We start from the raw sequence: 26,981 nt of genomic DNA, 5'->3' as shown, positions 1-26,981 counted from the left end.
GTATTCACCGCGTGGCCTGCGGGGCGGAGAAGCCGCGAATGATGGTCTCCGCATTGGCCTCCAGCAGCCGCAGGTAGGTGGGGGCCGGGCCGTCGGCGGGGGTCAGGCTGTCCACGTGCAGCACGCCGCCGAAGCGGGCGCCGGCCTCGCGCGCGACCTGGCGCATGGGACGGTCGTTCACCGTGCTCTCGCAGAAGACGACGGGGACGCGGGTGCGGCGGACCGTGTCGATGAGGGCGCGGACCTGGCGCGGCGTGCCCTCGTCCTCCGCGTTGATGGGCCAGAGATAGGCCTCGCGCATGCCGTAGTCGCGGGTGAGGTAGGAGAAGGCGCCCTCGCAGGTCGCGAGGACCCGGCGGTCGGCGGGGATGGCCGCGAGGCGTTCGCGCAGCCGGGCATCCACCGCGCGGATCTGCTGGGCATAGGCCTCGGCATTGCGGGCGAAGGTCTCGGCGTTGGCGGGGTCGAGGTCGGTGAGCGCTTTCCGGATGTTCTCGACGTAGCGGAGCGCGTTGGTCGGCGACATCCAGGCGTGGGGGTTGGGCTGGCTGCGGTAGGGCCCCTCGCCAACCGGGATCGGTTCGAGGCCGTCGGTCAGCACGGCCTGGCGGACGCCGTTCACGCGCTGGAAGAAGCGCTCGAACCACCGTTCCAGGCCCATGCCGTTCCAGAGGACGAGGTCGGCGGCGCCGGCGCGCGCGACGTCGAGCGGCGTCGGTTCGTAGTCGTGGATCTCGGCGCCCGGGCGGGTGAGGGATTCGACGAGGACGGCGGTGCCCGCGACGTTCTGCGCCATGTCGGCGAGGACGGTGAAGGTCGCGACGACGCGCTTGGGGCGGGCATCCTGGGCCAGGGCCGCGCCACCGCAGGTCAGGAAGGCCGCGAGGACCCAGGCGGTCAGGGCGGTCAGGCGGCGCGTGGGGGCGTGAGGGGGCATGGTTCTCCGTGTCCTGCTCCGGCGTCGTTTCGTTGCTATAGCCGCAATCCGTAGCCTTGCCTACACCTTCGGGCCGCCCCTGGTTTGGGTGGACGAATCGGGGAGGTGTAGGTAGTTCGACACCTTGTGATCATCGTGAGACATGCGCGGGGCCGGCTGCGGTCCTCCCCATGGCCGTGACGGAGCCGCCCCCGCGGGACGATCACGCGCGCCCGCCCGATGCCCTGCCGGCCGAGGGCACGCAGGCCGAGCGGCACCGCAGCGCCCGCGTCGCGCGGGCCAGCATCCTGATCGAGGACTACGTCGAGCTGATCGACGACCTGATCGCGACGGGCGGGGAGGCGCGCCCGACGGACATCGCGCGGCGGATGGGCGTGAGCCACGCGACGGCGATCGCGGCCATCGCCCGCGCCAAGGCGGCGGGGCTCGCGACCTCCAAGCCCTATCGCGGCGTGTTCCTGACGGCGGAGGGGCGGGACCTCGCGGCGCGGGTGCGGGCGCGGCACCGGCTGGTGGTGGACCTGCTGGTGGCGGTGGGGGTGCCGCCGGCGGTGGCGGAGACGGATGCGGAGGGGATCGAGCACCACGTCAGCGACGTCGCGCTTTCCGCCTTCGAGCGGTTCCTGGCGAGGCGGGGTGGGTGACCTGGCCCCGGTGGGCGCGGCTTGCGTCCGCGCGGAGGGCGGCGCGCGGGGTCCGCGCCCTCTGCCCCGCCGGTTCCGCCGCGTACCCCCTCCCCCGCCGGGCCTGCCTGACCCGCTTGCGGCGCGGATGACGGCGGGGCCGCCCCCCACTATACCCCGCCCCCGATGACCTGGGTTGATGCCATCGTCCTCGCGGTGATCGCCGTCTCGGGCATCGTCGCCTATTTCCGCGGGCTCGTGCGGGAGCTGCTGTCCATCGGCGCCTGGGTCGGCGCGGTGGTGCTGGCGGTCGCGCTGCAGCCCTGGAGCCGTTCGTTCTTCACCAACATCTTCCCGACCACGCCCTGGCTGGCGGACGTCGCGGGGCTGGCGCTGGTCTTCGTCGTCACGCTGATCGTATTGAAGATCATCATCGCGCTGATCGCCAAGGCCGTGCATGCCTCCGTCCTCGGCGGCGTGGACCGGGCGCTGGGGGTGCTGTTCGGACTGGCGCGCGGTGCATTCCTCGTCCTGCTCGCCTATATCGCGGCGGGTGCGTTCCTTCCGGCGACGGAGCGCTGGCCCGACCCGGTGCGGCAGGCGCGCAGCCTGCCCGCGGTCGCGGACGGCGCGGCCTGGGTCGTGGAGAAGCTGCCGCCCGAATACCGCCCGCGCCTGCCGGATCCGCCGACCACGCGCGCCCCTTCCGCCGATGAGTTGCTGCGCCCCCCGCGCGCAACCGGACCTGAGCCATGAGCATCACCGACCGCCCCCGCACGGAGGACGACGCGTTCCACGAGGAATGCGGCGTCTTCGGCGTCTGGGACCATCCCGACGCCGCCGCCATCACGGCGCTCGGCCTGCACGCGCTGCAGCACCGGGGGCAGGAGGCGTCGGGGATCGTCGCCCGGTCGCCGGATTCCGGCTTCCACGCCCACAAGGGCCTGGGCCTGGTCGGCGACATCTTCGGCGACGCGAAGGTCATGGCGGGGCTGCGCGGCGATGCGGCCGTCGGTCACAACCGCTACGCCACGACGGGCGAGACGGCGCTGCGCAACGTGCAGCCGCTCTATGCCGACTTCGCCTTCGGGGGGCTGGCGGTCGCCCATAACGGCAACCTGACGAATGCGGGGGAGCTGCGGCGGACCCTCGTGCGGCGGGGCTGCCTGTTCCAATCGTCCACGGATTCGGAGGTCTTCGTCCACCTCATCGCGATCTCGCTGTATTCCTCCGTGCTGGACCGGCTGATCGACGCGCTGAAGCAGGTGGACGGGGCCTATTCGCTCGTGGCCCTGCACGACGGCGCGCTGATCGGGGCGCGGGACCCGCTGGGCGTGCGTCCCCTGGTGCTCGGGCGGCTCGGCGAATCCTGGGTGCTGGCGAGCGAGACCTGCGCGCTCGATATCGTCGGCGCCGATTTCGTGCGCGACGTGGACCCCGGCGAGATCGTCATCATCACCGACGCGGGCGTCCAGTCGGTCAAGCCCTTCGGCGCGACGCAGCGGCGCTTCTGCATCTTCGAATATATCTACTTCGCGCGCCCCGATTCGGTCGTGGAGGGCACGCCGGTCTACGGCACGCGCAAGCGCATCGGCGCGGAACTGGCGCGGGAGAGCGGTATTTCCGCCGACGTGATCGTGCCGGTGCCGGATTCGGGCGTACCGGCGGCCATGGGCTTCGCGCAGGAGGCCGGGGTTCCCTACGAACTCGGCATCATCCGCAACCACTATGTCGGCCGCACCTTCATCGAGCCGACGGACCAGATCCGGCACCTCGGCGTGAAACTGAAGCACTCGGCCAACCGCGCGGTGATCGAGGGGCGGCGGGTCGTGCTGGTGGACGATTCCATCGTCCGCGGCACGACATCCAAGAAGATCGTCGAGATGGTCCGCGCCGCCGGCGCGCGCGAGGTGCACATGCGCGTCTCCTCCCCGCCCACGACCCATTCCTGCTTCTACGGCATCGACACGCCGGAGCGGGAGAAGCTGCTGGCGTCGCAGCACGACGTGGCGGAGATGGCGCGGATCATCGGGGCGGATAGCCTCGCGTTCATCTCGCTCGACGGGCTGTACCGGGCGCTCGGGCGGCCGGGGCGCGACGCGGCGAACCCGGGCTACTGCGACGCCTGCTTCACGGGGGACTACGCGATCCCGCTGACGGACCTGCTCGGCCACCCCGAGCGCAAGCGCGAGTTGCTGGCGCTGAACGGGGCATGAGCGCCGGCCTGCGCGTGGCGGAACACGGCGCACCGGCCGAGATGCGGCCGCTCGCGGGGCGCGTTGCCTTCGTGACCGGCGCGTCGCGCGGGATCGGGCAGGCGGTGGCGGTGGAACTCGCCCGCCTCGGCGCGCATGTCGTGGCGACGGCGCGCTCGCAGGGCGGGCTGGAGGAGACGGACGACGCGATCCGCGCCGCCGGCGGGGCGGCGACGCTGCTGCCCTTCGACCTCGCGCGCGACGCCGACAAGATGGACCCGATCGGGCCTTCGGTCGTCGAGCGCTTCGGGCGGCTCGACATCCTCGTGCATGCCGCCGGCGCGCTGGGGACGCTGACGCCGGTCGGCCACGTCGCGCCGAAGGACTGGGCGGAGGTCGTGTCGGTGAACATGACCGCGACCTACCGGCTGATCCGCACGCTGGACCCGCCGCTGCGCGCCTCCGACGCGGGGCGGGCCGTGATCCTGACCACGGGGCGCGTCCTACGACCGAAGGCCTATTGGGGGGCCTACGGCGCGACGAAGGCGGGGATGGAGCACCTCGTCGCGACCTGGGCGCTGGAGGTGGCGGGGACGCCGCTGCGGGTGAACCTGCTGGACCCTGGGGTCGTCGCGACGCGCATGCGCTCCGCGGCCATGCCGGGCGAGGATCCGTCCACGCTGCCGCAACCGGCCGACGTCGCGCCGGCGATTGCCGCGCTTTGCCGGCCGGAGGAGACGCGGCATGGGGAAGTCGTGCGGCTGGGGTGACGCGGGTGGCCCGGGAAGCAGAGCCTCCCGGAGTGACCGACGCGACCCCCGGCCGCCCGCTACCGCGTCAGCACCAGCATCCAGTCCTCGCGGCTCTCGCGCGCGAGGATCGCCTCCGGCGTGACGGGCAGGACACCACGCTCGGCGTCGATGCTCGCGACCGTGAAGCCGTGGCTCAGCACCTCGTCCAGGAACCGCTCGGGCGCGTCGTAGCGGTGCGCGTTGAACTCGAGGTACACCGTGAGCGGCGCGCCGCGGCGCAGGATGCCCGCCATGCCCGCCCAGACCTGCTCCTCCGCGCCCTCCACGTCGATCTTGACGAAATCCACCGGCGCATCGCCGACGAGGTCGTCCAGGGTGATCGTGCTCAGCGTGCGCTCGCGTCCCTCGCCAGGCGCGCGGAGCGTCGCGTTCTGCGGATGGTCCTCCGGCACGTCCAGCACCATCGAAACGTCGCTGCGGCCATAGGCCGGGCGGTCGCAGAGGGTGACGCGGGAGCCGAAGCCGTTGGCGAGGAGGGAGCGGCGGAGCAGCCCGACCATGCGGGCGTTTGGCTCGACCGCCGTGACCCGCCCGGCGGCGCCGACGAGGTCGGCGAGCAGGAGCGTGTAGTAGCCGACATTCGCGCCGCAATCCACGGCGTGCATTCCGGGGCGGACGGCGGAGGCCATCGCTTCCGTCACCCACATCTCCCAGTAGCCGTCGAGGAGGAGGTGGGCGGACAGCCCGGCGTCGCGCGTGTCCACGTAGGCCTTGTAGCGGCCGAGGATGCGGCAGAGCGCGGTGGCCTGCGCGACGAAGACCGGGCTTGCGAGCGCGCGCATCCAGGATTCGTTCTCCGCGCGCGTCCGGGTGCGGAGGTTCGCCAGGTCGAAGAGCGGGGCGGAGGGTGACGCCGGCGGCGCCGGCGGCAATGGGGAGGGCTGCCGCGACGACCGGAACAGGCTCATCGCCCCGCCCCCGGCGCGAGCGGTGGGACGGGGCGCGCGGCCGTCATTCGGTGCCGAAGGGGTTGTCGGTGCCGCGGGCGTTCACGCGGATCGGCACGCCGGGCATGTCGAATGCCTCGCGGAAGGAATTGACGAGGTAGCGGCGGTAGTCCTCGGGCATCAGGTTGGCGCGCGTGCCGAAGATGGCGAGGGTCGGCGGGCGGGCCTTCGGCATGGTGGCGTAGCGCATCTTCAACCGCTTGCCCTCCACCAGCGGCGGGGCGTGGCGGCTGATCGCGGCCTCGAACCAGCGGTTCAGTTCGCCCGTTGGGATGCGGCGGTTCCAGAGGGCATAGGCCTCGCGCACCGCGGGCATGAGCTTGTCCACGCCGCGGCCGTTGGCGGCGGAGATCGGCACGACGGGCAGGCCCCTGAGCTGCGCGAGGGAGGCGGTCAGGACGTCGTCCAGCCGCTTGCGGGCGATGGCGCGGTCTTCCACCGCGTCCCACTTGTTGAGCGCGATGACGACGCCGCGGCCCTCGCGCTCCGCGAGGCGCGCGATGCGCAGGTCCTGCTCGTCCATGCCGAGGAGGGCGTCGAGCACGAGGATCGCGACCTCGCATTCCTTCAGGGCGGCGATGGTGGCGGCGGTGGACATCTGCTCCAGCGCCTCGGTGATGCGGGCCTTCTTGCGCAGGCCCGCAGTGTCCACGAGCCGGACCTTGCCACCCGTCTCGTCGGTCCATTCGACGGCGACGGAGTCGCGTGTCAGGCCGGGCTCGGGGCCCGTGATCATCCGCTCCTCGCCCAGAAGGGCGTTGAGGAGCGTGGACTTGCCGGCATTGGGGCGGCCGACGATCGCGAGGCGGAGGGGGCGGTCGGGATCCTCGTCGTCTTCCTCCTCCGGCTCGGGCGGCAGCGCGTCGCGGATGGCGTCGTGCAGTTCGCCCATGCCGTCGCCGTGCTCGGCGGAGACGACCAGGGGTTCGCCGAGGCCAAGTTCGTAGGCCTCCAGCGCGTTCGCGGAACCCTGGCGCCCCTCCGCCTTGTTCGCCAGCAGGATCACCGGCTTGCCCTGCCGGCGCAGCCAGGTGGCGAAGGAGCGGTCGGAGGGGGTCAGGCCGGCGCGGACGTCCACGACGAAGAGGACGAGGTCGGAGCCCTTGAGGGCCGCCTCGCTCGAGGCGCGCATACGGCCGGGAATGGTGTCGGGTGCCGCTTCCTCGATGCCTGCGGTGTCGGCCAGCAGGACATCGCGGCCGGCGACGCGGGCCACGACCTCCTTCCGGTCGCGGGTGACGCCGGGCGTGTCGTCCACGATCGCCAGCCGCCGGCCGGCGAGGCGGTTGAAGAGCGTGGACTTGCCGACGTTCGGCCGGCCCATGATGGCGATGCGAGGGAGCATTCGGGGGTGGGTGGACACGACGCGGCGCGCCGGGTCAACCCGAACCGGTCCCTGCGCGACGGGGCGGCGGGGCGATCCGCCGGCGCAGTCGGGTTCAAGCGCCCCGGAACGCCGTCAGCGACCCGTCGTCGGTAATAGCGAGGATCGTCCCGTTCACCGCGGCCATCGGGAGCGTCGCGGGGCCCGCCGTGCGGATCCGGGCCGTGACGGCCCCCTCCGCCGGATCGGCGACGACGATCTCGCCGAGGGAGGAGGGCACCAAGATCTGGCCGCCCGCGAGCATCGGGGGGCCGAAGGTGGCGGGGTCGCGCCGGCGACGGTTCTCCGGGCGGTTGTCGAGGGCGGAGACCCAACGGATGCGGCCGTCGAGGCGGGAGAGGGCGACGAGCTCGCCCCCCGTGCTCGTCAGGAAAACCCAGTCGCCGGCGACGGCGGGGGTGGTGGCGCTGCCGACGTCCCGTTCCCACAGGCGGCGGCCGGAGCGGAGGTCCACGGAGAGGATCGTGCCGCCCATGCCCGTCGCGATGACGCGTTCCTCCGCGACCACCGGCAGGCCGGTGATGCCGCCGAGTTCGGCGATGCCGCCGCGGCGTGAACCCGGACCGCCGGAGACGCCCTCGCTCCACTGCACCCGCCCGTCGGCGGCGCGGAGGGCGACGAGCTCGCCGGAGGGGAAGCCGGCCACCACCGTCTCCCCCACCACCGCGGCAGAGGGCAGGCCGAGCGGGATCGCGAGCACCTGCTGGCCCCGGTAGGTCCAGAGGGTCCGCCCGTCCTCGGTCGAGAGGGCGAGGAGATGGTTTTCCAGCGTCGTGACGAAGATCCGGCCGCCGGCGACGGTCGGCGCGCCGCGCGCGGGGGCGGGGGTGCGGGCACGCCAGCGGACCTCGCCGGTGGAGGGATCCATCGCCAGGACCTCGGCCGCCCCGGTCGCGGCGTAGAGGACGCCACCGTCGAAGGCGAGGCCCGCACCGGCGACGCCCGCGCTTTCCCGCGGGGGCTTGCTGTCCACGCGCCAGCGGCGGCCGCCGCGGGCGAGGTCGAAGGCCGAGACCTCGGCGAAGGCGTCGGCGGTGAAGACCGTGTCGGCCGTCGCGATCGGGCCGGCGGTGATGCGCTGGCGGTAGCCGGAGCCGTCGCCGATGCTGCTGCGCCAGGCTTCGCGGAGGCTGCCGCCCGTCGCGACGTGGCCGGGGTTATGGGCGAGGTTGCCGCCGGCCTGGGGCCATTCGGCCGGATTGGCCGGGGCGGGCAGGGTCACCGGGCGGCTGGCGGCCGCGGGGTCGGCGGAGATGTTTCCGGCGGCCTGGAGGACGGATTGCCGATCGCCCGGCAGGGGCTTCTTGCTCTCGCCGAAGATGCTGTCGATCGTCTCGCAGCCCGCGAGCGCGAGACCGGCGCCGCCGAGGAGCAGCGTCCGCCGCGTGGCGGCGCCGGAGGGTACCCGCCGCGCCGCGGTGAGGGGTGGGGTCGCGTCGCTCATGCGGGGCCTCAGCCTTGCGGCGTGGCAGGAGGGGTGGGGGCCGGCGGCAGTTGCGCCAGCAGGCGCCCGGCACGGTCCCGGATGCCCTGGGGGGCGTCCGCATCGGCCACGAGCGTCTGGAGCGTGCGCCGCGCGGCCTCCGGGTCGCCGCGGCGCATGGCGACGAGGGCCGAGACCTCGCGGGCCGAGGCGCGCCAGGCGCTGCCCTCGGCGGTCAGGGGCTCGATCCGGGCGGTCAGGCGGGCGGGGTCGGTCCGGTCCAGGCCGTGCAGGACCCAGAGGAGGTTCGCGAGGTCGCGGTAGAGCCCGTCGGCCTCGCGGTCGCCGGCGATCCGGTCCCAGTCGGCCAGGGCACCGTCGAGGTCGCCGGCCTCCGACCGCAGGGCCGCGGCGCGCAGGCGGGCGAGGGTGCGGTAGCCGACCGGGGAGCCGTCGGCGATGCCGGTGAAGCGGGCGGCGGCGGCCGAGAGGGCGTCGGGCGCGGCGCCGACGAGGGCCTCGGTGGAGCGGTGCGCCTCCAGGAAGGCGGTCGCCACGCCCTCTGCCTTGCGGTTCTCGTTCCAGCGCCAGGCCTGGAAGCCGCCGACGCCGAGCAGGACGACCACGGCGATCCCGGCGAGGAGGCCGCCGTAGCGCGCCCACATCTTCCGAGCGCGCTCGGCGCGCAGTTCCTCCCGCGCCTCGTCGAGAATATCGGACAAGCGGTCCTTCCCCGTTCCCCCGGGGCCACCCGCGCGAGGCGGGGCCGGGGACCATGAAGCGGCGTCCTATAGCGGCGGCATGGCGGTTCGTTAAGCCGTGCGCCTGCCCGGGCCGGTGCGGGCGGGCGCGAAAGGGGGTGCGAGGGGTGCGGGACCCGCGGAAACCGGCGCCCGCCCGGTGTTTCGCGAGACGTTCCGGAGGGAGTTCCGGGAAGGGTGGCCGCCCGGTCGGCCGCGGCGCGGGGATCCCCGGCGGCGTCACCACTCCCGACCCCGTCCTTCCGCCTTCGGCCCGGAGACGCCTGACGCGGGGACCGGCGCGTGCGCCCCGTGCCGGGACTCCGGCGGCGCGGCCGCCGGAGTCCCCGGGCCGCGCAACGCTCGAAGCGTTCGACCGATGCGGTCACGCCCCGTTAAGGCGACCGGGGTGGAATGGCCCATGCGCGCCGCCGTGCCCCTCCTGCTCGTCGTCCTGCTGCCGGGCTGCGAGGCCGCGCTTGGGCCGGCGGTCGCGGTGAACGCCGTCTCGCTCATGGTCACGGGGCGGGCGGTGCCGGACCTGCTGGTCTCCGGCGTCACGGGGCGGGACTGCTCCATCGCCTACCTCGATGCGGGGGAGCGCTATTGCCGGCCGGAGGCGGTCGCCGTCGTGCAGCCTTTCTGCACGCGCAGCCTGGGCGGCGTGGATTGCTGGAACGGCCCGGTGCCGGGCTTGCCGCCCCCGCGCCCGGTGGCCGACGCCGCCCCGGGTGCCACGCCGGAGCCCTGGCCGGCGCGGCTGTTCTGAGGCCGGCCGGGTTCGGGGGTGGTCTCGTCCGGGGGTGTTGGGATGGGTGGCCCCGGAGGAACGGCGGAGCCCTCTCTCCAAGGCAACCCGCGCAACCGCCAGACGACATCATGCCCGGATCGGCGGCACCGCGGCGCGGGGGCGGATCAACGGGAAGGCGATGGTGCAGGCCAGGCCTTCCGGTCGCCAGTCCTGTTCCACCGTGCCGCCGAGTTGCGACGTGACGGTGCCTTCCAGCACGCGGGAGCCGAAGCCGCGGCGTGCGGGCGGGGCGGCGAGAGGCGGCCCGCCCGTCTCCGTCCAGGCCAGGCGCAGCGTCCCGTCCCGCAACGACCAGGTGATGGCGACGTGCCCGCCGGGGGCGGAGAGGGCGCCGTACTTCACCGCGTTCGTGGCGAGTTCGTGCACCGCCATGGCGAGCGGCTGCGCGGCGCCGGCGGGGAGCGCCACCCTATCCCCAGACAGCGTCACGCGCGCGGCGCCGCGGGAGAGGAAGGGAGCGAGCTCGCCTTCCAGCAGGGCGCGGAGGTCGGCGCCGGCCCAGCGGTCCTCGGCCAGCAGCGTCTGCGCGCGCGCGAGCGCGCCGACGCGCCCTTCGACGGCGCGCACGAAGCCCGGCAGGTCGCCCGCCCGCGTCAGCCGCAGCGTCGCCTGCACCACGGCCAGCGCGTTCTTCGAGCGGTGGTCCACCTCCCGCATCAGCAGCCACTGGCGTTCCTCCGCCGCGCGGCGCTCGGTGATGTCCACGACGACGCCGAGGAGGCGCAGCGGGCGGCCCGATGCGTCGTCGTGGCGGCGGGCGCGCACGGACACCCAGCGGACGCGCCCGTCGCCGTCCAGCACGCGGTATTCCGACGCGGTAGGCGTGCCGTGCGGCTGGGCGAGCAGGGCGCGGAGCTCGGCCACGCCGCGCGAGCGATCGTCGGGGTGCAGCCGCGCCGCGACCTCCCCGACCGGCAGGCCGGCGGCGGCGCGCTCGGGGTCCAGGCCGTAGATCCCCGCGAGGGTCGCGTCGGCGACGATGCGGGCCCCCGGCACGTCGTAGTCCCAGACGCCGATATTGCCGGCGGTGGCGAGGGCGAGGCGCAGGCGTTCCTCGCTCCGCGCCAGCGCGGTGACGCCGCGGAGCCGTTCCGTGGCGGTGCGGGTGCGTTCGGCGAACTCGCGTACCAGCGCCAGGTCTTCCGGCGACCATTGGCGCGGCGCGGCGTCGTTCAGGAAGAACATCGCGACGAGCCGGCCGCCTTCGACCACCGGCACGTTGATGAAGGACCGGGCGGCGCGGGCGATCAGGGCGGCGCCCTGGTCGGCCGTGCGCGGGTCGCGTTCGACGTCGCCGACGGTCACGACGGCACCGCGCTTCAGGTCCTCGACGAAGGTGCCGTAGTCGCGGAAACGGTGGGACCCGGCGAGGGATTCGACGCCCGGTGCGGTCCAGTCGCGCTCGATCGTCAGCGTCTCCGCCTCATGGTCCACCGTGCCGTAGCCGGCGCGGTCGACGCGGAGCGCGCCGCCGAGGAGGGCGGCCGCGGCCTGCGCGACGGAGGCGGGGTCGGCCGCGTCGCGGATCGCCTCGGTCAGGCGGGCGAGGAGGGCGCGGCGACGCTCGGCGGCGCGGGCCCCGGCCTCGGCCCGGGCGCGCTCGACGGCGTCCCAGGTGCGCTGCGCCACTTCCTCCACGGCGCGCCGCTCGGCCGGCGTCCAGGGGCGGGCGCGGCGGCGTGCACGAAGAGCAGCGCGGAGAGGCGGCCGGCCTTGACGAGCGGGACCACCACGACGGCCGCGATGCCGGCTTGCCGGAAGGCCTCGACCTCCGCCGGCGAGAGGCGCGGATCGGCCGCGATGTCGCCGATCGCGTCGGGCCGGCCGGCCCGGAAGGCGGCCAGCCGCGCGGCGCCGAAGGCGTCAAGGCGGTGCCGGCCGACGAGGCTCGGCAGGCCGCCCGGGTTCCATTCGCGGTAGACGGCGGCGGTGCCGTCCTCCTCGACCTCGGCGTAGCCGACGCGGTCTGCGGCGAGGGCGGTGCCCAGGACCTCCGCCGCGCCGGCCATGATGCCGTAGGCGTCGTCCACCGGCCGCAGGCGATCGCCGAGGGCGACGAGCATGCGCTGCAGCGCCTCCCCCTCCCGCAGCGTCGCCTGCGCGAGGACGCCCTCGGTCACGTCCGTGCCCTCGCAGAGGATGCCGGTGACCGTGCCGTCGGGGTCGCGGATCGGCTGGTAGACGAAGTCCACGTAGCGGGTGCGCAGCGCCCCGTCCGGGCCCGGCAGGGTCGCGGGCTGCGCCCGGCCGACATAGGGATCGCCGGTGCGGTGCACCCAGGCCAGCAGGTCCAGGTATCCTTCCGCCGCGAGGTGGGGCAGGGCGTCGCGCACCGTCAGGCCGGTCAGGTCGCGGCCGCCCATGAGGGCGCGGTGCGCGGCGTTCACGAGTTCGAAGCGGTGCTCCGGGCCGCGCAGGACGCAGAAGAAGCCCGGCGCCTGCTCGAGGAGGGAGAGGAGGCGGTCGGCCGTGTCCTGCCGCCGTTCCGCCCGCACCCGGGCCGTCGTCTCGCGGCAGAGGATGAGCACGCCGCCGATCCCGTCTGGCGCCGCGTCGTCGTGGACGGGGCTGCAGGAGTAGGTCCAGTGCACCTCCTCGATCGCGCCGTGGCGCCGGATGGGGAGGGGCTGGTCCTCGTGCCAGGTCGCGGGACCGCCGGACATGACGGCGGCGACCTGCGGGCCGATGACGGCCCAGGCCTCCGGCCAGGCGTTGCGTCCGGGCATGCCGAGGATGGCAGGGTGATCCTCCGACCCGAGCGAGGCGCGGCAGGCGTCGTTGCAGAAGCAGAGGTGGTCGGGACCCCAGAAGAGGAAGGCGGGGTGTCCGGTGATGAGGACCGTGCGGAGCGTGATCCGGAGGGCGGTCGGCCAGGTCTCCGGCGCGCCCAGCGGGGAGGCGGACCAGTCCCGGGCGCGGAGGATCGCGCCGACATCGCCGCCGCCGGAGAGGAAGGCGCGGGGGTCGTGCGGGCGGGCCGTCATGGCGGGATCCGCTGCGCCGGGGCGTGTCGGCTCATCCGCGTCCCCTCCGGCGTGGCATCGCACCTCCCGGGGCCCCGGTTGGCCTGACGATCCACCATAGGGCAAGTCGCGGCCGGGCCGAATGGGGAAGGACCAACGCGGCGGGACTGACGCGACGGGACCGGGGCGGCGGGACCGGGGCGGCGGGACCGGGGCGGCGGGACCGGGGCGGCGGGACCGGGGCGCGACGCGCCGGGCCTAGTCCCGCCGCGTGTCGGCGAAGCGGACGGGGCGACCGCGGGGGGCGCCCTGCACCGCGTCCTCCCGCATCGCGACGGCGCCGCGCAGGACGGTCATCGCGGGCCAGCCGGTGCAGCGGTGGCCGATGAAGGGGTTCCAGCCGCACGGGGTGGTGAGCCAGGAGGCCTCGATGGTGCGGGTGGCCTTCATGTCCACGACGGTGAGGTCGGCGTCGTAGCCCGCGGCGAGGCGGCCCTTGCCGACGGCGCCGTAGACGCGCGCGGGGCCGGCGGCCATGAGGTCGACGAGGCGCGACAGCGACAGGCGTCCGGCGGAGACGTGGTCCAGCATCATCGGCACGATGGTCTGGGTACCCGTCAGGCCAGCGGCGGTGGCAGGCCAGGGGCGTTCCTTCGCCTCCTTGCTGTGCGGCGCGTGGTCGGAGCCGACCGTGTCCACCGTGCCATCGGCGATCGCGGCCCAGGCCGCGTCGTAGTGGCGGCGGTCGCGGATCGGCGGGTTCATCACGGCGTAGGCGCCGAGCGCGTCGTAGGCGTCGGGCGACCACTGCGTCAGGTGGTTCAGCAGCACCTCGCAGGTCGCGACGTCGCGGAAGCCGGCGAGGTATTCCAGTTCCTCCGCCGTCGAGACGTGGAGGATATGCGCGGGGCGACCGGTCTTGCGGGCCAGCGCCATGAGGCGGCGCGTTCCGAGGAAGGCACATTCGACGTCGCGCCATTCGGCGTGCAGGCGGTAGGGCCCGCCGGCGGCGAAGGCGGGCTTGCGTTCCTGCAGGCGGTACTCATCCTCCGAATGGTAGGCGATGCGGCGGCGGCCGCCGCGCATGACGCGTTCCAGCGTCTCGTCGTCCTCGATCATCAGGTCGCCGGTGGAGGAGCCTGCGAAGACCTTTACGGCGCAGACGTTCGGTTCGCGTTCGAGGGTGCCGAGTTCGTTCACGTTGGACCGCGCGGCGCCGACGTAGAGGCCCATGTCGGTCCATGCGACCTCCGACACGCGGTCGCGCTTCCAGTCCAGCATGTCCCGCGTCGTGACGGAGGGCGCGGTGTTCGGCATGTCGTAGACGGCGGTGAGGCCGCCGAGGAGGGCGCCCTTCGTGCCCGTCGCGATGGTCTCGACGTTGGGATCGCCGGGCTCGCGCAGGTGGACGTGGGGGTCGGTCAGGCCGGGGAGGACGTGGAGGCCGGTGCAGTCCACGACCTCGGCGGCCTCGTGCGTGCGGAGGTTGCCGATGCCGGAGATCCGGCCGTCCTTCGCGGCGACGTCCGCCTGTTCGATGCCCCAGGGCAGGACGAGGGTGCCGCCGCGGAGGATGAGGTCGTGATGGGGCATGGGCGGGGCCTCCGGCGAGCGAACCCTCCTCCCGTGCCGGGGCGTGCGGCGCTTGTCCAGACGGGCGGCCGCCGCCGCGGCGCGCCGGCGCCGGCGCCGGGACAGGTGTTGGCGCGGAGCGGTGGCCGCGCCGGCCAATCGGCAAGATGAACGCAGCGTCACATTTCATCCATCTGTAACGGACGGGAACCCGTCCTGCCCCCAGATGCGCGCCGGCGCGGGCCGACGGCCCGGGACGATCATCGGGGGATCAGATGCGACGTACCTTCCTTGCCGCGGCGGCCGCCGCGGCGCTCCTGCCGGGCCTGGCCCTCGCCCAGGCGCCGGCGGCGCCGGCCGCCGCGAACACGGGCAACGTCATCTTCTTCCATCCCGACGGGCTCGGCGTGAACCACTGGGGCGCGGTCCGGATGCACTCCGTCGGGCCCGACGGGCGCCTGAACTGGGACCGGCTGCCGGCGACCGCCGTCTATCTCGGCCACATGAAGGACGGGCTGACCGGCACGTCGCATGGCGGCGCGACGGTGCATGCCTACGGCGTGCGCGTGCAGGCGGATTCCTTCGGCCTCGACGGCAGCACGCCGATCCGCGCCCTCGGGGGCCACCAGGGCTCGCTCATGCAGGAGGCGATGCGGCGGGGCCGGGCCGTCGGCCTCGTCAATTCCGGCGCGGCCTACGAGCCGGGGACGGCGGTCTTCGTCGCCTCGACCGAGCGGCGCAGCTCGCTCGAGGAGATCACGCGGCTCGTGGCGGAGAGCGGCGTGCAGGTGCACCTCGCGGGCGGCGAGCGCTGGTACCTGCCGCGCGGCGTGCAGGGACGCCACGGCGAGGGGGCGCGGACCGACGGCCGCAACCTGATCGAGGAACTGCGCGCGAAGGGCTACCGCGTCGTCTTCACGCGGGACGAGATGATGGCGCTGCCCGCCGACGCCGACCGCGTGTGGGGCATCTTCGCGAGCGACCACACCTTCCACGACCGTGCGGAGGAGGAGCTGGCGCGCGACAACCGCCCGCTCTACGTCCCGACCGCGCCGACGGTGGCCGAGATGTCGGAGCTCGCGCTGCGCATCCTCTCCCGCGCGCCGGCCGGCTTCTTCCTCGTCGCGGAGGAGGAGGGCACGGACAATTTCGGCAACGCCAACAATGCCGCGGGCGTGCTGGAGGCAGGGCGCCGCGCGGACGAGGCGATCGGCGTGTTCCGCCGCTTCGTCGAGGCCAATCCGCGGACGCTGATGCTGACGACGGCCGACTCCGACGCGGGCGGGATGCAGGTGATCGGCCCGGGCGCCGGGCAGACCGTCATCCGCGCTGGGCAGGCGCTGCCGGAGCGCGACCGCAACGGTGCGCCGCTCGACGGGCAGACCGGCACGGGCGGGCAGGCCTTCCTCTCGGCCCCCGACCGGAACGGCGCGCGCCATCCCTTCGCGGTCGCCTGGGCCACGCTGACGGACGTCTCGGGCGGCATCCTCGTTCGCGGGGTCGGGCTGAACAGCGAGTTCATCCAGGGCACGATGGACAACGTGGACGTCTACCGGATCATGCACCGGACGCTGTTCGGGGAGGTGTCGAACTGACGTGGCACGGGGGCGGGGCGGCCGCGATGCCGCCCCGCGACTGCCTCACCACGTCAGTTCGGCGACGGTCACCCTTCCCTCCGCCGCCGGCCAGGCGCGGGAGACCAGGCGTTCGAGGTTGAAGATGCCGGCGACGGGGCGGCCGAGTTCGGCAGTGGGCAGGCGCAGCACCGTCGTCGCGCCAGCGGCGACGCCGCGGGGGACGTCGGTCGGTTCGCGGCCGTCCAGCAGCACGACGTCGCGCGGCAGGCCGAAATAGCCACGGGGGCGGGTAAAGCGGATGACGCCACCGGCGGCACGGTCGGCGTCCGTGAGCGGGGCGGCGGGGCGGAGGTTCACGACCTCCGACGAGCGCGGGAACGGCGTGCGGTAGAAGTGCGTCGTGGGGTGATCGGGGGCCGTCACCACGATCTCCAGATACGCGTCCGGGGGTACGGTTGCGGGGCCCCAGGCGCCGCCTTCGCCCGTGACGCGGCGGTGGAGCGGTTCGCCGGTGCGTGCGGCGGTGGCGGGGTCGACGCGGAAGACCTCGACCGTCGCGCCGGCGACGGGGCGGTTGGTCTGCACGCCGCCGGGAGTGCCGGTGACGCGTCCGTTCAGGGTGACCCGCGCCTCCGGCGTAACGTCGAGGCGGTCGGGCTCGCGGCCCGCGACGAAGCGGAACATCTCGCGGAAGGCGCGGGCGGAATAGGCGGTCTCGCGGTGGTCGATCCCGGGCAGGACGACGTTCGTCGCGCCGCGCAGTTCCGGGCCTTCCGCCGTGATGCCCGTCGGTGTGCCGGGGCGGCCGACGAAGCGGCCATCGGGCTGCGCGTAGACGTCGTTGCCATCGGAGCGGATCGTGAGGAAGGCGGTGCCGGGGACTACGTCGGTGTCGCCGCCGTTCAGGCGGCGGAGGAAGGGGCCGCGGCCGTTGAACTCGCCGCCCGGCGAGAACTCCCAGTCGTAGACGCCGCGGTTGGGCGTGCCGCAGAGCACGCCGTGCGAGACCTCCGCGCCGCCGCCGTTCAGGACGACGTGGTTGCGGATGGGGTAGCCGCCGCGGGAATTGCCGATCAGCGCGATCCGCGCGGCGCCGGTGCGGGCGCGGAGCGCGGCGATCTCGGCGCGCAGTTCGCGCAGTGCGTCGTCCGTTCCCGAACGCAGGGGCTGGGGCACCGCGTCGTCGTTGCGCGCGAGGGGGTCGGTGAAGTCCAGCGCACGCAGGCGGTCGCGCGGCCAGCCATTGCTCTCCCAACGCCAGATCGTCGTCATCCAGAGGGCGGCGTGATCGCCGTTGCCGTGGACCAGGAGGAGGGGCGTCGGGGCCTGCGATCCCTGGGCCTGCGATCCCTGGGCCTGCGATCCTTGCGCCTGCGATCCTTGCGCCTGCGATCCTTGCGCGCGAAGGATCGCGGGCGCGAGCAGCGGGGCGGCGGCGAGGGCCCCGGGGACCAGGCGAAGCAGGGTGCGTCGGTGCGGCAAGCGGGGGTTCCTCCCTTCGGCAGGCTGTACCGGGTCGGGCGCCGCGCGTCGCGGCGCCGCACGATCACGGATGCGTCGCCGCGGCCGCGCGGGCCGAAGCGTCCGGCGCCAGGGCGTCCGAAGGCGTAGCGCCGGGCTGGCGCGCGGCCCAGCGTCCGCGCCAGTCCGCCCCGCCGAGCCAGCCCTCCAGGCTCCGCGCATCGGCCTGGCCCTGCGTGAGGGCCTCGACGCTCCGCCAGGCCAGGGCGAGCATGCATGAGAGCACCGGGGCCCCGCCGAGGCGCCCGTGCTTCAGGATCGGGCGCAGCGTCGGCATTCCCGTGCCGAGCATCACGATGGCGTCCAGCCCGTCCGGGTCCAGGTCCTCGAGAGCCGCGGTCGCACCGAGGCCGTCCATGGCGTAGATCGGGTGGAAGACGCCGTCCTTCAGCGCCGAGCCTGACACCCGCGCGACCTCGAAGCCCAGGGCCTGCCAGTAGGCGATCCCGGCGCGGGTCAGGTCGTCGGGATAGGGGGAGACGAGGCCGATGCGGCGGGCGGAGAGGGCGTGCAACGCGTCCCGGACCGCCTGGCCGGCCGTGATGACCGGCACGCCCCGCGCGGCTTCCATGCGTGCGACGATCGCGGCCTCCTCCGACGGCCCCGCGTAGTAGGAGGCGCCGGTGCAGGCGAAGGCGAGGGCGCCGACCGGGGCGTTGGCGAACTGGGTGGCCGCGCCTTCCAGGTCCCGCAGGTAGTCCAGCAGCCGTTCCACGATCGTCGCCTTCGGCGAGGTGAGGCGCGCATTGATCATCGCGACGCCGGGCGGGAGCAGGACGTGGAGTTCGGGCTCGACCGTCGTGTTGGCCTGTGGCGTCAGGACGCCGAGGAGGCCGCGGGGCGCGTATTCCAAGCCGGTGCTACCTCCGGGTCCAGCGCGGCGCACGGGTCTGGACCGGGTGCGTGTCACGGCGCGAGGTCGTCCCGCCCGGCGTCATGCCGCAAGCGCCGCCGGGAAGGCGGCGGCATCCGCGCCGCGCAGGCGCTCGACCACCGCGGCGGGGTCGGCCGGATCGGCGTTTCCGCGCCAGGCCACGTGGCCGTCGGGGCGCAGCAGGACGAGGGCGCGTTCGTAGAGCGCGGCCGCCGCGGGATCGCCGATGCGTGCTTCGGCCAGCGGGACGCCGGCCGCCGCGAAGGCGGCGCGCAGTCCCGGCGCGTCGGGGGCTTCCGCGCAGCGGATCAGGGTGAAGCCGTCGGTCTGCAGGTCCAGCGTGGAGCGCCCGTCCGGCAGCCAGGCGTGCGGCGCGCGCATCCCCGGCCAGGTGGAGGGCACGAGTTGATTGGGGTCGTCGGGCGGCTCCGGCGTGCCGTCCGGCACGACGATGGGGCTGTCGGCGTAGCGGTATCCCAGGTGCAGCCCGGCGGAATTGAACTGCTTCGACATCCAACGGATCTTGCCCCGCAGCACCGCGCGGGCCGCCGGGTCCTCCCCGATCGTGTCGGGCGTTTCCGCCATCACCATGTCGATGCGGTCGGAGTTGTTGGCGGAGACGACGGAGTTGCGCACCGCGACCGGCTTCCGCTCCGCCTCGTAGCAGTCGAGCAGGTGCGGGCCCGCCCAGCCCGCCCGCGCTGCCGCGATCTTCCAGGCGAGGTCGGCGGCGTCCCCGATCCCCGTGTTCATTCCCACGCCACCCGTCGGCACGAAAAGGTGCGCGGCATCGCCCGCCAGGAAGACGCGCCCCTGCCGCCAGCGCGACGCGACGCTCTGGTGGTGGTGCCAATGGGTCGTCGCCAGCAGTTCGAAATCGAAGGGCTTGCCCATCGCGCGGTGCAGTACCGTCGCCACGTCATCCAGCGCCGCGTCGCGCGTCGGGTCCGCCCAGTAGTACTGGTAGTTCCAGAGGTCCCGGCCGTTGACCGCCGTGAAGACGCCGTAGCAGCCCGGCGTGAAGCAGAAGTACAGGTTCGCCAGCCCCTTCCCGTGCGCCTCCAGGAAGCCCGGCGAGCGGAAGAGGAAGGACACGTTGCTCCGCATCCGCCCGCGGCCGGACATGCGGATGCCCAGCGCGCGGCGGATGCCGCTGCCGCCGCCGTCGCAGGCGACGAGGAAGTCGGCCTCGACGGCGCTCCGCGCACCCGTCGCCGCATCCTCGATCACCGCGCGGACGTGGTCGCCGCGGTCCTCGTGCGACACGAAGCGCGTGCCGTGCCGCATCTCCAGCGGCGGCAGGCGGCGCGCGTGGTCCAGCAGCACGGGTTCCAGCGCGGCCTGCCCGATCTGCGTTTTTCCATAAGGGCTCCAGGCCAGTTCGCGAAAGCGCGCGACGGTCGCGGGATCGCGCGCCCGGATCCTCTCGCTCGGCGGGGATTCGAAGCGGTGGATCTCGTGCCCGGCCAGCCGGTCGCAGAAGACGATGTAGTAGCCGTCGGCCTGGCGGATGCAGGCCTCGTACACCGCCTCGTCCAGGCCGCGGCGGCGGAAGATCTCCATGGACCGCGCGCCGAGCAGCGTCGCCTTCGGGTGTTCCGTCGGCCCCGTCCGCTCCTCGACCAGCAGGGACGCGACGCCGCGATGGGCGAGCTCGATCCCGAGCGTCAGCCCCACCGGCCCACCGCCGACGATCAGCACGGGCAACCGGGCCACGCACGCCTCCCTGGCGTCCTGACTGGACAGGTTGGACAGGTTGTGGCCCTTATGCAAGCGCCACCTTCGGAGAGGTCCGCCCTGGACGGCCTTCCCCGTGCCGCCCCCTTCTGGCTCCGCATCGCCGAGGTGCTGCGGGCCGAGTTGCGCGACGGCATCTATCCGCCGGGCCGACCGCTGCCCGGCGAGCATGAACTGGCCGCCCGCTTCGGGGCGGCGCGGATGACCTTGCGTCGTGCGATGGATGCGCTGGCCGCCGAGGGGCTGCTTCGGCGCGAAGCGGGGCGCGGCACGTTCGCGGCGGCGGCAGCGGCAGCGGCCGGCAACACGGCGGGATGGGCGGCGGATGTGCGCGGCTTCTCCGCCGCGTCGGAGGTCGCGATCCTTGCCCTCGGCCCCGCGCCTCTTCCCGCCGCCCCGGCCGTCGCGCTCGGCCTGGAGGCCGGCCTGGGCGCGATGCGCCTGGAACGCGTGCGCCGCGACGAGGCCGGTCCCTTCTCCCACGCCCTGTCCTGGGTGCCGCTGCCGCTCGGCGCGCGCCTGCCGCGGCGGCGCCTCGAGACCGGCGTGCCGCTGCCCGAGATCCTGGCCGACCGTGGCGCCCGGATGGCCAGCGCCGAGCAGGCGATCGGCGCCGAGGCCGCCTCCCCTGCCCTTTCGGCCGCGCTGGGCGTCGCGATCGGCGCGCCGCTGGTGCGCCTGGACCGCACGATGACGGACGCGGAGGGCGTGCCCTTCGTCCACACGCGGTTCCTCTACCGTGCAGACCGCTTCGCCTATCGGGTCCCGCTGGACGCCGAGGGACGCGCCCGCCCGCCACGCTGGGCGCCGGTGGTCCGTGCATGACGGAGGTTCGGGACTCGGTCGCCCGGAGGCGCGCCGAACTCGACGCGATGCGCCCGCTGCCGCCGGAAGCCCTGCGATTACCCGAGCACGCCTACGACCTGGAGATCACCTACACATCGAACGCCGTCGAGGGGAACACCCTCACCGCCGCCGAGACAAGCCTTGTCGTCGAGAACGGGATCACTGTCGGCGGGAAGCCGCTGAAGGATCACCTGGAAGCGCTGGACCACTTCGATGCGCTGCGTTTCGTCCGTTCCGCCGCGCGCGACCCGGCCCCGCTGCGGGAAGCCGACGTCCGGAACCTGCATCGCCTCATCCTGGCGCGCTCCGCCCCGGAGATCGCGGGGCAATATGCTCGGCACGGCCGCTTCGCGCTCACCGAGTCCGGCCGTCACGCCTTCCCCTCGCCCGCCGAGATCCCCGCCCTCATGGGCGACTTCGCGGCTTGGCTGTCGACGGCACCGGACGAGCCGGCCACAGCCTTCGATGCGCACCGGAGGCTCGTGGACATTCATCCCTTCGAGGACGGCCATGGGCGCACGGCGCGACTCCTGATGAACCTCATGCTCATCCGCGGCGGCGACCCGCCGATCGCCATTCGGCCAGAGGACCGACCGGCCTACCTCCGCGCCCTCGGCACCGGCCAGGCGGGCGGAGGGACGGAGGCCTTCGACCGGCTCCTCTGGCAACGACTCGGCGAGAGATTGGATGATATGCTCTGCGCGCTGAGGTCCGCAGGATGACACCCCGCATCGCCATCGTCGGCGCCGGCCCCGTCGGCCTGACCCTCGCCGTCCTGTTGCACCGCGCTGGGTTTGCGCCGCAGGTCTTCGAGGCGGGACCTGCCATCGCGGAGGAACTGCGCGCCTCCACCTTCCACCCCCCGACGCTCGACATGCTCGACACGATCGGCGTCGCGCGGCCGCTGATCGCACAGGGGCTGGTGACGCCGACCTGGCAGATCCGCCTGCACGAGACGGGGGATCGCGCGGTCTTCGACCTCTCCGTCCTGTCGGAGGACACGGGCTTCCCACACCGGCTCCAGGCCGAACAGCACAAGCTGTCGCACCTGCTCCTCGCGCTGCTGCCCGCCGGCACGGTCCGCTTCGCCACGCCCGTGGCGGCCGTGGCGCAGGACGCGGATGGCGTGACGCTTGAATTGGAAGGCGGTGAGACGGCCCGCGCCGACTACGCCGTGGGCTGCGACGGCGCGCGGTCGGTCGTGCGGCGCGCGATGGCGCTGGACTTCCCGGGCGACACCTATCCGGAGACGACGATCCTCGCGACCACGCCCTTCGCCTTCGACGCGGTCCTGCCCGGCCTGTCCAACGTGAACTACGTCTGGACGAGCCACCCCGCCTTCTCCGGCACGTTCTCGCTCCTCCGCGTGCCGGGGAAGTGGCGCGCCAGCCTCTACCCCGCCCCGGAGGAGACGGTGGAGCAGGCGCTGGACCCCGCGGCCATCGAACGAAAGCTCCAGGCGATCCACCCGAAGGATACGCCCTACGACGTGCCGGACCTCCGCCCCTACCGCGTGCACCAGCGCATCGTGGAGGACTACCGGCGCGGCCGGCTGATCCTGGCTGGCGACGCCGCGCACCTGAACTCGCCCTCGGGCGGGATGGGCATGAACGGCGGAATCCACGACGCCTTCGAACTGGCCCCGACGCTGACGGCCGTCCTCCGCGGCGAAACCGACGACACCATTCTGGATCGCTACACCCGCCGCCGCCGCCCGGTGGCCGAGCGCGAGATCATCGCCCAGGCCGACCGCAACCGCGCGCGGATGCGGGAGAAGGACCCGGACCGCCGGCGCACCCTGCTGGCGGAAATGCAGGTGCTCTGCGACGATCGGGGCCGCCTGCGGGAGCACCTGCTCCGCACTTCCATGATCACCGGCCTGCGCCAGGCCGCTACCATCACCTGATGGGCACCTGACGGGGACGATGATGACGACCAGCCGCCGTATCCTCCTCGCCGCCATGCCGGCCCTGGCCGCGCCGCTGCCGCTGCGCGCGCAGCCTGCCTGGCCCGCGCGCCCCATCCGTTTCGTCGTCCCCTTCCCGCCCGGCGGCACCACGGACATCGTCGCGCGCGTCTATTCGCAGCGGATGACGCAGACGCTCGGCCAGCCCGTGATCGTCGAGAACCGCGCGGGCGCCGGCGGCACCGTCGGCAGCGACGTCGTCGCGAAGGCGCCGCCGGACGGATACGCCTTCATCATGTCCAACATCGCGTCCCATGCGGTGGGGCCGAACGTCTATCCGCGCATGCCCTACGACAGCGTGCGGGACTTCACCCATATCGGGTTGCTGGCCGACGTGCCGTCCGTGCTCGCGGTCGGCGTGCAGTCGCCGGTCCGGGATTTTCCAGGCTTCCTGGCCGCGGCGCGCGCGCGTCCCGGCCTGACGATCGCCTCGCCTGGCAACGGCACGACGTCCCACGTCCTCGGCGCGACACTCGCGCGCCTGACCGGCACGCAGCTCACGCACGTGCCCTACCGCGGCTCGGCGCCCGGGCTGCAGGACCTCATGGCGGGGAACGTGGATTCCATGATCACCACCCTCGCCGAGACCGGCCGCAACGAGCGCACGCGCCTGATCGCCATCACGTCCGAACAGCGCACGCCGGGCTGGGACGGCGTCCCGACCTTCGCCGAACTCGGCCTGCCACAGATGAACGCGCCGACCTGGTTCGGCCTCTCCGGCCCGCCCGGCCTGCCCGACGCCATCGCGGACCGGATGAACGCCGCGATCCTCGAAGCTCTCTCGACCGAAGAGGTCCGCGCCCGCCTCGCCGACTTCGGCGCCGTGCCGCCGCCGCGCAGCCGCGCCTGGTACGCGGCCTACGTCGCGGAGGAAGTCGAGCGCTGGGGGCGGGCGGCGCGGGCGGCGGAGGTCCGGGCGGAGTAGTCCGGCTGAGGGGCGACGCGTTCGTTCTGCGCCTCGTGAACTACCGGTCACATGCCCTACCGTCGTCCGGTGGACCGCTAGCGACATCGCGGCGGGTCAGGGCATTACCGTGCGATCACCGATCCTGCGGTCGGGAAGACCCGCAACTTTAGGTTGCACCGACCCGATCGATCATGATCAAGTTCAGTGGCAGTTAACGCGCACATTCGCCAGAGGACGGACAGCGCTCATGTCGGAAGACGTGGCTGATCGGCAGGGCAAAGGTGGGGGCCGCACAGTTCCCAGCATCGCCGAGCAGTTCGACAACCTCGTCCGGGCGCCGAACAGGGCTTTGCGGGCGCTGGAACTCAAGAACCAGATCTCCGAGGAAGCGGCTGAGCAGGGTGAGCGACTTCGCTCAGCCCCTGCTGTCCGAAGCTCGCCCAGAGCGACCCTCCATGACCTTCTTCAGATCTCGTCCAGCTACTATAGTCTTCGCTGGGGGCTGGCGATCCTGGCCGTGTTGTTCCCCGTCCTCCTTGTCTTGCAGGGTGGCGGCCTCGCGCACGCGCAGGCGTCGCTGAGCGCCTATTACCATTACTCAGCCACTCACCCGACGCATTATGGAGCCGGCACCGCGCGAGATATCTTTGTCGGCGTTCTCTTCGCCATCGGTGCGTTCCTCGTGCTCTACCGGGGTTACTCCATCCGTGAAGATTGGGCGATGAACGTCGCCGGCGTCGCCGCGATCATCATTGCCCTCTGTCCGATGGACTGGCCGGTGAACGGCAGCGCCGAGGCTGCCCGCACTCGGACTGCCACGTGGCATTTCGGCGCCGCGGCGGTCTTTTTCCTGACGCTCGGCGTCACCTGCGCCTTCTTTTCCCAGGCCTCACTGAAGGTGCTGAAGAACGCCCAGGGCCGCCGCGTCTACACGGCGATCTATGCCGTCCTCGGCATGCTCTTTGCGCTCGTTCCTGGGGCTATCTTTGCCGTGTACCTGCTGTCCGGGCGGCCGAATGACAGCACGTGGGTCTTCTGGTTTGAGGTCGCCGGCATCCTGATCTTTGTGACGTTCTGGGCGGTCAAGAGCACCGAGATCTGGTGGATCGAGCACGAAGGGCAGTTGAAGCGACGGGCGAGGACGTGAGGAGCCCGCCCGCTCCTCGCATTCGGCGCCCGTGATGCTCGATAGCACAGCGCGTTGCGCGGTCCCGCTCTGCGTGGCCTTCGCGCAATCCCGCGCTACCCCCGCCGCCGGAACCGCTCCACCGCCGCCACCAGCGCCGTCCGCACGCCCGGTTCCAGCGCGGAATGGCCGGCATCCGGCACCACGGTCAGGCGCGCGCCCGGCCAGGCCTCGGCCAGTTCGAAGGCGGAGGTTGGGGGGCAGACCATGTCGTAGCGCCCCTGGACGATCTCGGCCTGCACGTGGGCCAGGTTGCGCATGCCACCCAGAAGACCCCCGGGCGGAAGGAACAGCTTGTTCGCGAAGTAGTGCGCCTCGATCCGCGCGAGGCCGAGGGCGCTGCGGTCCTGCGCGAAGGACGCGACGGTCTCGGGGGACGGCAGAAGCGTGCTGCACAGCCCCTCGTAGTTCGACCACGCCCGTGCGGCGGCCATATGGACGCCGGGGTCGGGGTCGGTCAGGCGCTTGAGGTAGGCGCGCAGCAGGTCGTCGCGCTCGGCGGCGGGGACGTGCTCGGCGAAGTTCTGCCAGGCATCGGGGAAGATGCGGCGCAGGCCGTAGAGGAACCAGTCCACCTCGTCGTCGCGGCCGAGGAAGACGCCGCGCAGCACGCAACCCGCGACGCGCAGCGGGTGCGCCTGCGCGTAGGCGAGCGCGAGCGTCGAGCCCCAGGAGCCGCCGAAGAGCAGCCAGCGCTCGATGCCGAGGAAGCGGCGAAGGATCTCGATGTCGCCGATCAGGTGCTGCGTCGTGTTGTCGCGCAGTTCGCCGAGAGGGCGGGATCGGCCGGCGCCGCGCTGGTCGAAGATGACGACGCGCCAATGCGCCGGGTCGAAGAAGCGGCGGTGCACGGCGCCGGCCCCCGCGCCGGGGCCGCCATGCAGGAACAGTACGGGCTGACCGCGCGGGTTGCCCACCTGCTCCCAATACATGACGTGCGACGGCCCGGCGCCCCCGGCGGGGGAGATCGGCAGCAGGCCCGTCTCGTAGGGCGCGATGTCGGGGAACAGGTCGCCGCGCGGCATGGTCGGCCCCGTTTTGCCGTGAGGGGCGGAGGGGACGCAACGGGGTGACCGTCGTGTCGGGGCCGCAACTCCTTGCGCGCGGGGCCGATAAGGCCTTCGCGCGGGCAGCGCCCGTGCTTAGGTAGAGAGAATCATGGCCCGCCCCCCGTTCCCGCGCCGCGCCAGGACGCCCGCCCCGCCGGGGGCCGCGGGGGCCTCCAGGCCTGCGCGGTCTGCGGGACGGAAAGCCGCCAGAACCGCTTCCGCCCTGCGCCGCCGGAGAGCGCGCCCGACCTGGACCTGCGGCCGGGGGAGCCCGTGCGGGCAACGATGGAGCAATGGCTCCAGCAATGCCCGCATTGCGGCTACGCCGCGCCGGAGATCGCGCGCGCCCATCCCGCGGCGATCGCGGCCGTCGGCACCGCGCCGTTCCGCGCGGTGCTCGCCGACCCGACCCATCCGCCCCTCGCCCGGCGCTTCCTGGGCTACGCCTACGTGCTGGAGGAGACGGGGGCGCTGCACGCGGCGGCCGAGGCGACGTTGCAGGCGGCCTGGGTGGCGGACGACGCGCGCCGCCCGGACCTCGCCCGCGCCTGGCGGCGGGATGCGGTGGCGCTCTGGCGCGCGGGGCCGGCGCTGGATGCGGAGCAGACGGTGCGGGTCGTGGACGCGCTGCGCCGGGCCGAAGCCTTCGACGATGCGGCCGCGGCCGCGGGGGCGCTGGCCGCGACGCGTCCGCCGGAGGCCGTCGCCGGCGTGATCGCGCTGGAGGAGCGGCTGATCGCGGCCGGCGATTCCGGCCGGCACACGGTGGCGAGCGCCCTTCCCCCGCCCTCCCGGCGCCCGCATGCGAGCCACGCCACCGTCGCGAAGCGGGGTGGCGGGCTGGCGGACTGGATGCGACGGTTGTTCCGCCGGGGCTGAGGGACGCGCCCCGGCGGGTCACTTGCCGGCGC

24 protein-coding genes are annotated in these 26,981 nt (G+C 73.6%); 12 read left to right on the top strand and 12 right to left on the bottom strand.

The window, feature by feature from the left end; all coding sequences use genetic code 11:
• Nucleotides 1-4: 4 nt before the first annotated feature.
• Nucleotides 5-937 (bottom strand): metal ABC transporter substrate-binding protein, encoded by a 933-nt coding sequence (locus ACE7GA_RS13675; protein WP_376087283.1) that lies wholly within the window; start codon nt 935-937, stop codon nt 5-7.
• Between the two features lie 176 nt (nt 938-1,113).
• Here ACE7GA_RS13675 and mntR point away from each other — a divergent pair, with 176 nt between their 5' ends.
• From mntR to ACE7GA_RS13655, 4 genes are all read left to right on the top strand, one after another.
• Nucleotides 1,114-1,581: a manganese-binding transcriptional regulator MntR gene (gene mntR, locus ACE7GA_RS13670; protein WP_376087281.1), complete on the top strand. Its 468-nt coding sequence runs from the start codon at nt 1,114-1,116 to the stop codon at nt 1,579-1,581.
• A gap of 165 nt (nt 1,582-1,746) precedes the next feature.
• Nucleotides 1,747-2,316: a CvpA family protein gene (locus tag ACE7GA_RS13665; protein ID WP_376087279.1), complete on the top strand. Its 570-nt coding sequence runs from the start codon at nt 1,747-1,749 to the stop codon at nt 2,314-2,316.
• Nucleotides 2,313-3,776 (top strand): amidophosphoribosyltransferase, encoded by a 1,464-nt coding sequence (gene purF / locus ACE7GA_RS13660; protein ID WP_376087277.1) that lies wholly within the window; start codon nt 2,313-2,315, stop codon nt 3,774-3,776. Before ACE7GA_RS13665 ends, purF begins: the two co-directional genes overlap by 4 nt.
• A complete protein-coding gene (locus ACE7GA_RS13655; RefSeq protein ID WP_376087275.1) occupies nt 3,773-4,525 on the top strand; it encodes an SDR family NAD(P)-dependent oxidoreductase in 753 nt (250 codons plus the stop codon). The genes purF and ACE7GA_RS13655 overlap by 4 nt, the downstream gene beginning before the upstream one ends.
• A 59-nt stretch (nt 4,526-4,584) precedes the next feature.
• On the opposite strand, the gene ACE7GA_RS13650 is transcribed toward ACE7GA_RS13655, so the two are convergent.
• The 4 genes from ACE7GA_RS13650 to ACE7GA_RS13635 form a co-directional block, all read right to left on the bottom strand.
• Entirely contained in the window at nt 4,585-5,475 is an 891-nt protein-coding gene (locus ACE7GA_RS13650) for an FkbM family methyltransferase (RefSeq protein WP_376087273.1), read from the bottom strand.
• Nucleotides 5,476-5,518: 43 nt separating this feature from the next.
• The gene (der, locus tag ACE7GA_RS13645) at nt 5,519-6,859 is read right to left on the bottom strand and encodes a ribosome biogenesis GTPase Der (protein WP_376087271.1); all 1,341 of its coding nucleotides are present in this window, start codon (nt 6,857-6,859) and stop codon (nt 5,519-5,521) included.
• Between the two features lie 94 nt (nt 6,860-6,953).
• The gene (locus ACE7GA_RS13640; protein WP_376087269.1) at nt 6,954-8,342 is read right to left on the bottom strand and encodes a PQQ-binding-like beta-propeller repeat protein; all 1,389 of its coding nucleotides are present in this window, start codon (nt 8,340-8,342) and stop codon (nt 6,954-6,956) included.
• Between the two features lie 8 nt (nt 8,343-8,350).
• A complete protein-coding gene (locus ACE7GA_RS13635) occupies nt 8,351-9,043 on the bottom strand; it encodes a tetratricopeptide repeat protein (RefSeq protein WP_376087267.1) in 693 nt (230 codons plus the stop codon).
• A gap of 439 nt (nt 9,044-9,482) precedes the next feature.
• Between ACE7GA_RS13635 and ACE7GA_RS13630 the strand changes: the two genes are divergently transcribed.
• A complete protein-coding gene (locus ACE7GA_RS13630) occupies nt 9,483-9,830 on the top strand; it encodes a hypothetical protein (RefSeq protein WP_376087265.1) in 348 nt (115 codons plus the stop codon).
• Between the two features lie 108 nt (nt 9,831-9,938).
• Here ACE7GA_RS13630 and ACE7GA_RS13625 read toward each other — a convergent pair whose 3' ends face one another.
• The 3 genes from ACE7GA_RS13625 to ACE7GA_RS13615 all read right to left on the bottom strand — a co-directional run bounded on the left by ACE7GA_RS13625 (nt 9,939) and on the right by ACE7GA_RS13615 (nt 14,428).
• Nucleotides 9,939-11,501: a sensor histidine kinase gene (locus ACE7GA_RS13625; RefSeq protein ID WP_376087263.1), complete on the bottom strand. Its 1,563-nt coding sequence runs from the start codon at nt 11,499-11,501 to the stop codon at nt 9,939-9,941.
• Nucleotides 11,408-12,856: a PAS domain-containing protein gene (locus ACE7GA_RS13620; RefSeq protein WP_376087261.1), complete on the bottom strand. Its 1,449-nt coding sequence runs from the start codon at nt 12,854-12,856 to the stop codon at nt 11,408-11,410. The genes ACE7GA_RS13625 and ACE7GA_RS13620 overlap by 94 nt, the downstream gene beginning before the upstream one ends.
• 237 nt (nt 12,857-13,093) lie before the next feature.
• Nucleotides 13,094-14,428: a dihydroorotase gene (locus tag ACE7GA_RS13615; RefSeq protein WP_376087259.1), complete on the bottom strand. Its 1,335-nt coding sequence runs from the start codon at nt 14,426-14,428 to the stop codon at nt 13,094-13,096.
• Nucleotides 14,429-14,682: 254 nt separating this feature from the next.
• On the opposite strand from ACE7GA_RS13615, the gene ACE7GA_RS13610 reads away from it, so the two are divergent.
• Nucleotides 14,683-16,002 (top strand): alkaline phosphatase, encoded by a 1,320-nt coding sequence (locus ACE7GA_RS13610; RefSeq protein WP_376087257.1) that lies wholly within the window; start codon nt 14,683-14,685, stop codon nt 16,000-16,002.
• Between the two features lie 45 nt (nt 16,003-16,047).
• Here ACE7GA_RS13610 and ACE7GA_RS13605 read toward each other — a convergent pair whose 3' ends face one another.
• The 3 genes from ACE7GA_RS13605 to ACE7GA_RS13595 all read right to left on the bottom strand — a co-directional run bounded on the left by ACE7GA_RS13605 (nt 16,048) and on the right by ACE7GA_RS13595 (nt 20,095).
• Entirely contained in the window at nt 16,048-17,466 is a 1,419-nt protein-coding gene (locus ACE7GA_RS13605) for a hydrolase (RefSeq protein ID WP_376087255.1), read from the bottom strand.
• A gap of 64 nt (nt 17,467-17,530) precedes the next feature.
• Nucleotides 17,531-18,358 carry a hypothetical protein gene (locus tag ACE7GA_RS13600; protein WP_376087253.1) on the bottom strand — a complete coding sequence of 276 codons (828 nt, stop codon included), beginning with the start codon at nt 18,356-18,358 and terminating at the stop codon, nt 17,531-17,533.
• An 81-nt stretch (nt 18,359-18,439) separates the two neighbouring features.
• Complete coding sequence (locus ACE7GA_RS13595) at nt 18,440-20,095, bottom strand: FAD-dependent monooxygenase (protein ID WP_376087251.1); 1,656 nt, start codon at nt 20,093-20,095, stop codon at nt 18,440-18,442.
• Nucleotides 20,096-20,146: 51 nt separating this feature from the next.
• On the opposite strand from ACE7GA_RS13595, the gene ACE7GA_RS13590 reads away from it, so the two are divergent.
• From ACE7GA_RS13590 to ACE7GA_RS13570, 5 genes are all read left to right on the top strand, one after another.
• Entirely contained in the window at nt 20,147-20,941 is a 795-nt protein-coding gene (locus ACE7GA_RS13590; RefSeq protein ID WP_376087249.1) for a GntR family transcriptional regulator, read from the top strand.
• Nucleotides 20,938-21,684, top strand: a complete 747-nt coding sequence (locus ACE7GA_RS13585; protein ID WP_376087247.1) for a Fic family protein — start codon at nt 20,938-20,940, stop codon at nt 21,682-21,684. Before ACE7GA_RS13590 ends, ACE7GA_RS13585 begins: the two co-directional genes overlap by 4 nt.
• On the top strand, nt 21,681-22,868 hold the full coding sequence (locus tag ACE7GA_RS13580) for an FAD-dependent oxidoreductase (protein ID WP_376087245.1): 1,188 nt from the start codon (nt 21,681-21,683) through the stop codon (nt 22,866-22,868). The genes ACE7GA_RS13585 and ACE7GA_RS13580 overlap by 4 nt, the downstream gene beginning before the upstream one ends.
• A 19-nt stretch (nt 22,869-22,887) precedes the next feature.
• Nucleotides 22,888-23,853, top strand: a complete 966-nt coding sequence (locus ACE7GA_RS13575; protein ID WP_376087243.1) for a Bug family tripartite tricarboxylate transporter substrate binding protein — start codon at nt 22,888-22,890, stop codon at nt 23,851-23,853.
• Nucleotides 23,854-24,082: 229 nt separating this feature from the next.
• Nucleotides 24,083-24,982 (top strand): DUF998 domain-containing protein, encoded by a 900-nt coding sequence (locus tag ACE7GA_RS13570; protein ID WP_376087241.1) that lies wholly within the window; start codon nt 24,083-24,085, stop codon nt 24,980-24,982.
• A gap of 95 nt (nt 24,983-25,077) precedes the next feature.
• On the opposite strand, the gene pip is transcribed toward ACE7GA_RS13570, so the two are convergent.
• Nucleotides 25,078-26,046 carry a prolyl aminopeptidase gene (gene pip / locus ACE7GA_RS13565; RefSeq protein WP_376087239.1) on the bottom strand — a complete coding sequence of 323 codons (969 nt, stop codon included), beginning with the start codon at nt 26,044-26,046 and terminating at the stop codon, nt 25,078-25,080.
• Nucleotides 26,047-26,343: 297 nt separating this feature from the next.
• On the opposite strand from pip, the gene ACE7GA_RS13560 reads away from it, so the two are divergent.
• Nucleotides 26,344-26,949, top strand: coding sequence for a hypothetical protein (locus ACE7GA_RS13560; RefSeq protein ID WP_376087237.1), 606 nt, complete (start codon nt 26,344-26,346; stop codon nt 26,947-26,949).
• Nucleotides 26,950-26,981: the final 32 nt, after the last annotated feature.

It is taken from the genome of Roseomonas sp. CCTCC AB2023176 (assembly GCF_042259275.1).
Classification (GTDB): Bacteria; Pseudomonadota; Alphaproteobacteria; order Acetobacterales; family Acetobacteraceae; genus Roseomonas.
The sequence above is the reverse complement of the archived record's forward strand: the minus strand, read 5'-3'. Positions and strand labels throughout refer to the sequence as shown.

Excerpts from the sequence above, each read along its gene's own strand:
- ACE7GA_RS13675 (WP_376087283.1), bottom strand. The coding sequence starts at position 937 with ATGCCCCCTCACGCCCCCACGCGCCGCCTGACCGCCCTGACCGCCTGG.
- ACE7GA_RS13665 (WP_376087279.1), top strand. The coding sequence starts at position 1,747 with ATGACCTGGGTTGATGCCATCGTCCTCGCGGTGATCGCCGTCTCGGGC.
- purF (WP_376087277.1), top strand. The coding sequence starts at position 2,313 with ATGAGCATCACCGACCGCCCCCGCACGGAGGACGACGCGTTCCACGAG.
- ACE7GA_RS13655 (WP_376087275.1), top strand. The coding sequence starts at position 3,773 with ATGAGCGCCGGCCTGCGCGTGGCGGAACACGGCGCACCGGCCGAGATG.
- ACE7GA_RS13650 (WP_376087273.1), bottom strand. The coding sequence starts at position 5,475 with ATGAGCCTGTTCCGGTCGTCGCGGCAGCCCTCCCCATTGCCGCCGGCG.
- der (WP_376087271.1), bottom strand. The coding sequence starts at position 6,859 with ATGCTCCCTCGCATCGCCATCATGGGCCGGCCGAACGTCGGCAAGTCC.
- ACE7GA_RS13640 (WP_376087269.1), bottom strand. The coding sequence starts at position 8,342 with ATGAGCGACGCGACCCCACCCCTCACCGCGGCGCGGCGGGTACCCTCC.
- ACE7GA_RS13630 (WP_376087265.1), top strand. The coding sequence starts at position 9,483 with ATGCGCGCCGCCGTGCCCCTCCTGCTCGTCGTCCTGCTGCCGGGCTGC.
- ACE7GA_RS13620 (WP_376087261.1), bottom strand. The coding sequence starts at position 12,856 with ATGACGGCCCGCCCGCACGACCCCCGCGCCTTCCTCTCCGGCGGCGGC.
- ACE7GA_RS13615 (WP_376087259.1), bottom strand. The coding sequence starts at position 14,428 with ATGCCCCATCACGACCTCATCCTCCGCGGCGGCACCCTCGTCCTGCCC.
- ACE7GA_RS13610 (WP_376087257.1), top strand. The coding sequence starts at position 14,683 with ATGCGACGTACCTTCCTTGCCGCGGCGGCCGCCGCGGCGCTCCTGCCG.
- ACE7GA_RS13590 (WP_376087249.1), top strand. The coding sequence starts at position 20,147 with ATGCAAGCGCCACCTTCGGAGAGGTCCGCCCTGGACGGCCTTCCCCGT.
- ACE7GA_RS13585 (WP_376087247.1), top strand. The coding sequence starts at position 20,938 with ATGACGGAGGTTCGGGACTCGGTCGCCCGGAGGCGCGCCGAACTCGAC.
- ACE7GA_RS13580 (WP_376087245.1), top strand. The coding sequence starts at position 21,681 with ATGACACCCCGCATCGCCATCGTCGGCGCCGGCCCCGTCGGCCTGACC.
- ACE7GA_RS13575 (WP_376087243.1), top strand. The coding sequence starts at position 22,888 with ATGATGACGACCAGCCGCCGTATCCTCCTCGCCGCCATGCCGGCCCTG.
- ACE7GA_RS13570 (WP_376087241.1), top strand. The coding sequence starts at position 24,083 with ATGTCGGAAGACGTGGCTGATCGGCAGGGCAAAGGTGGGGGCCGCACA.
- pip (WP_376087239.1), bottom strand. The coding sequence starts at position 26,046 with ATGCCGCGCGGCGACCTGTTCCCCGACATCGCGCCCTACGAGACGGGC.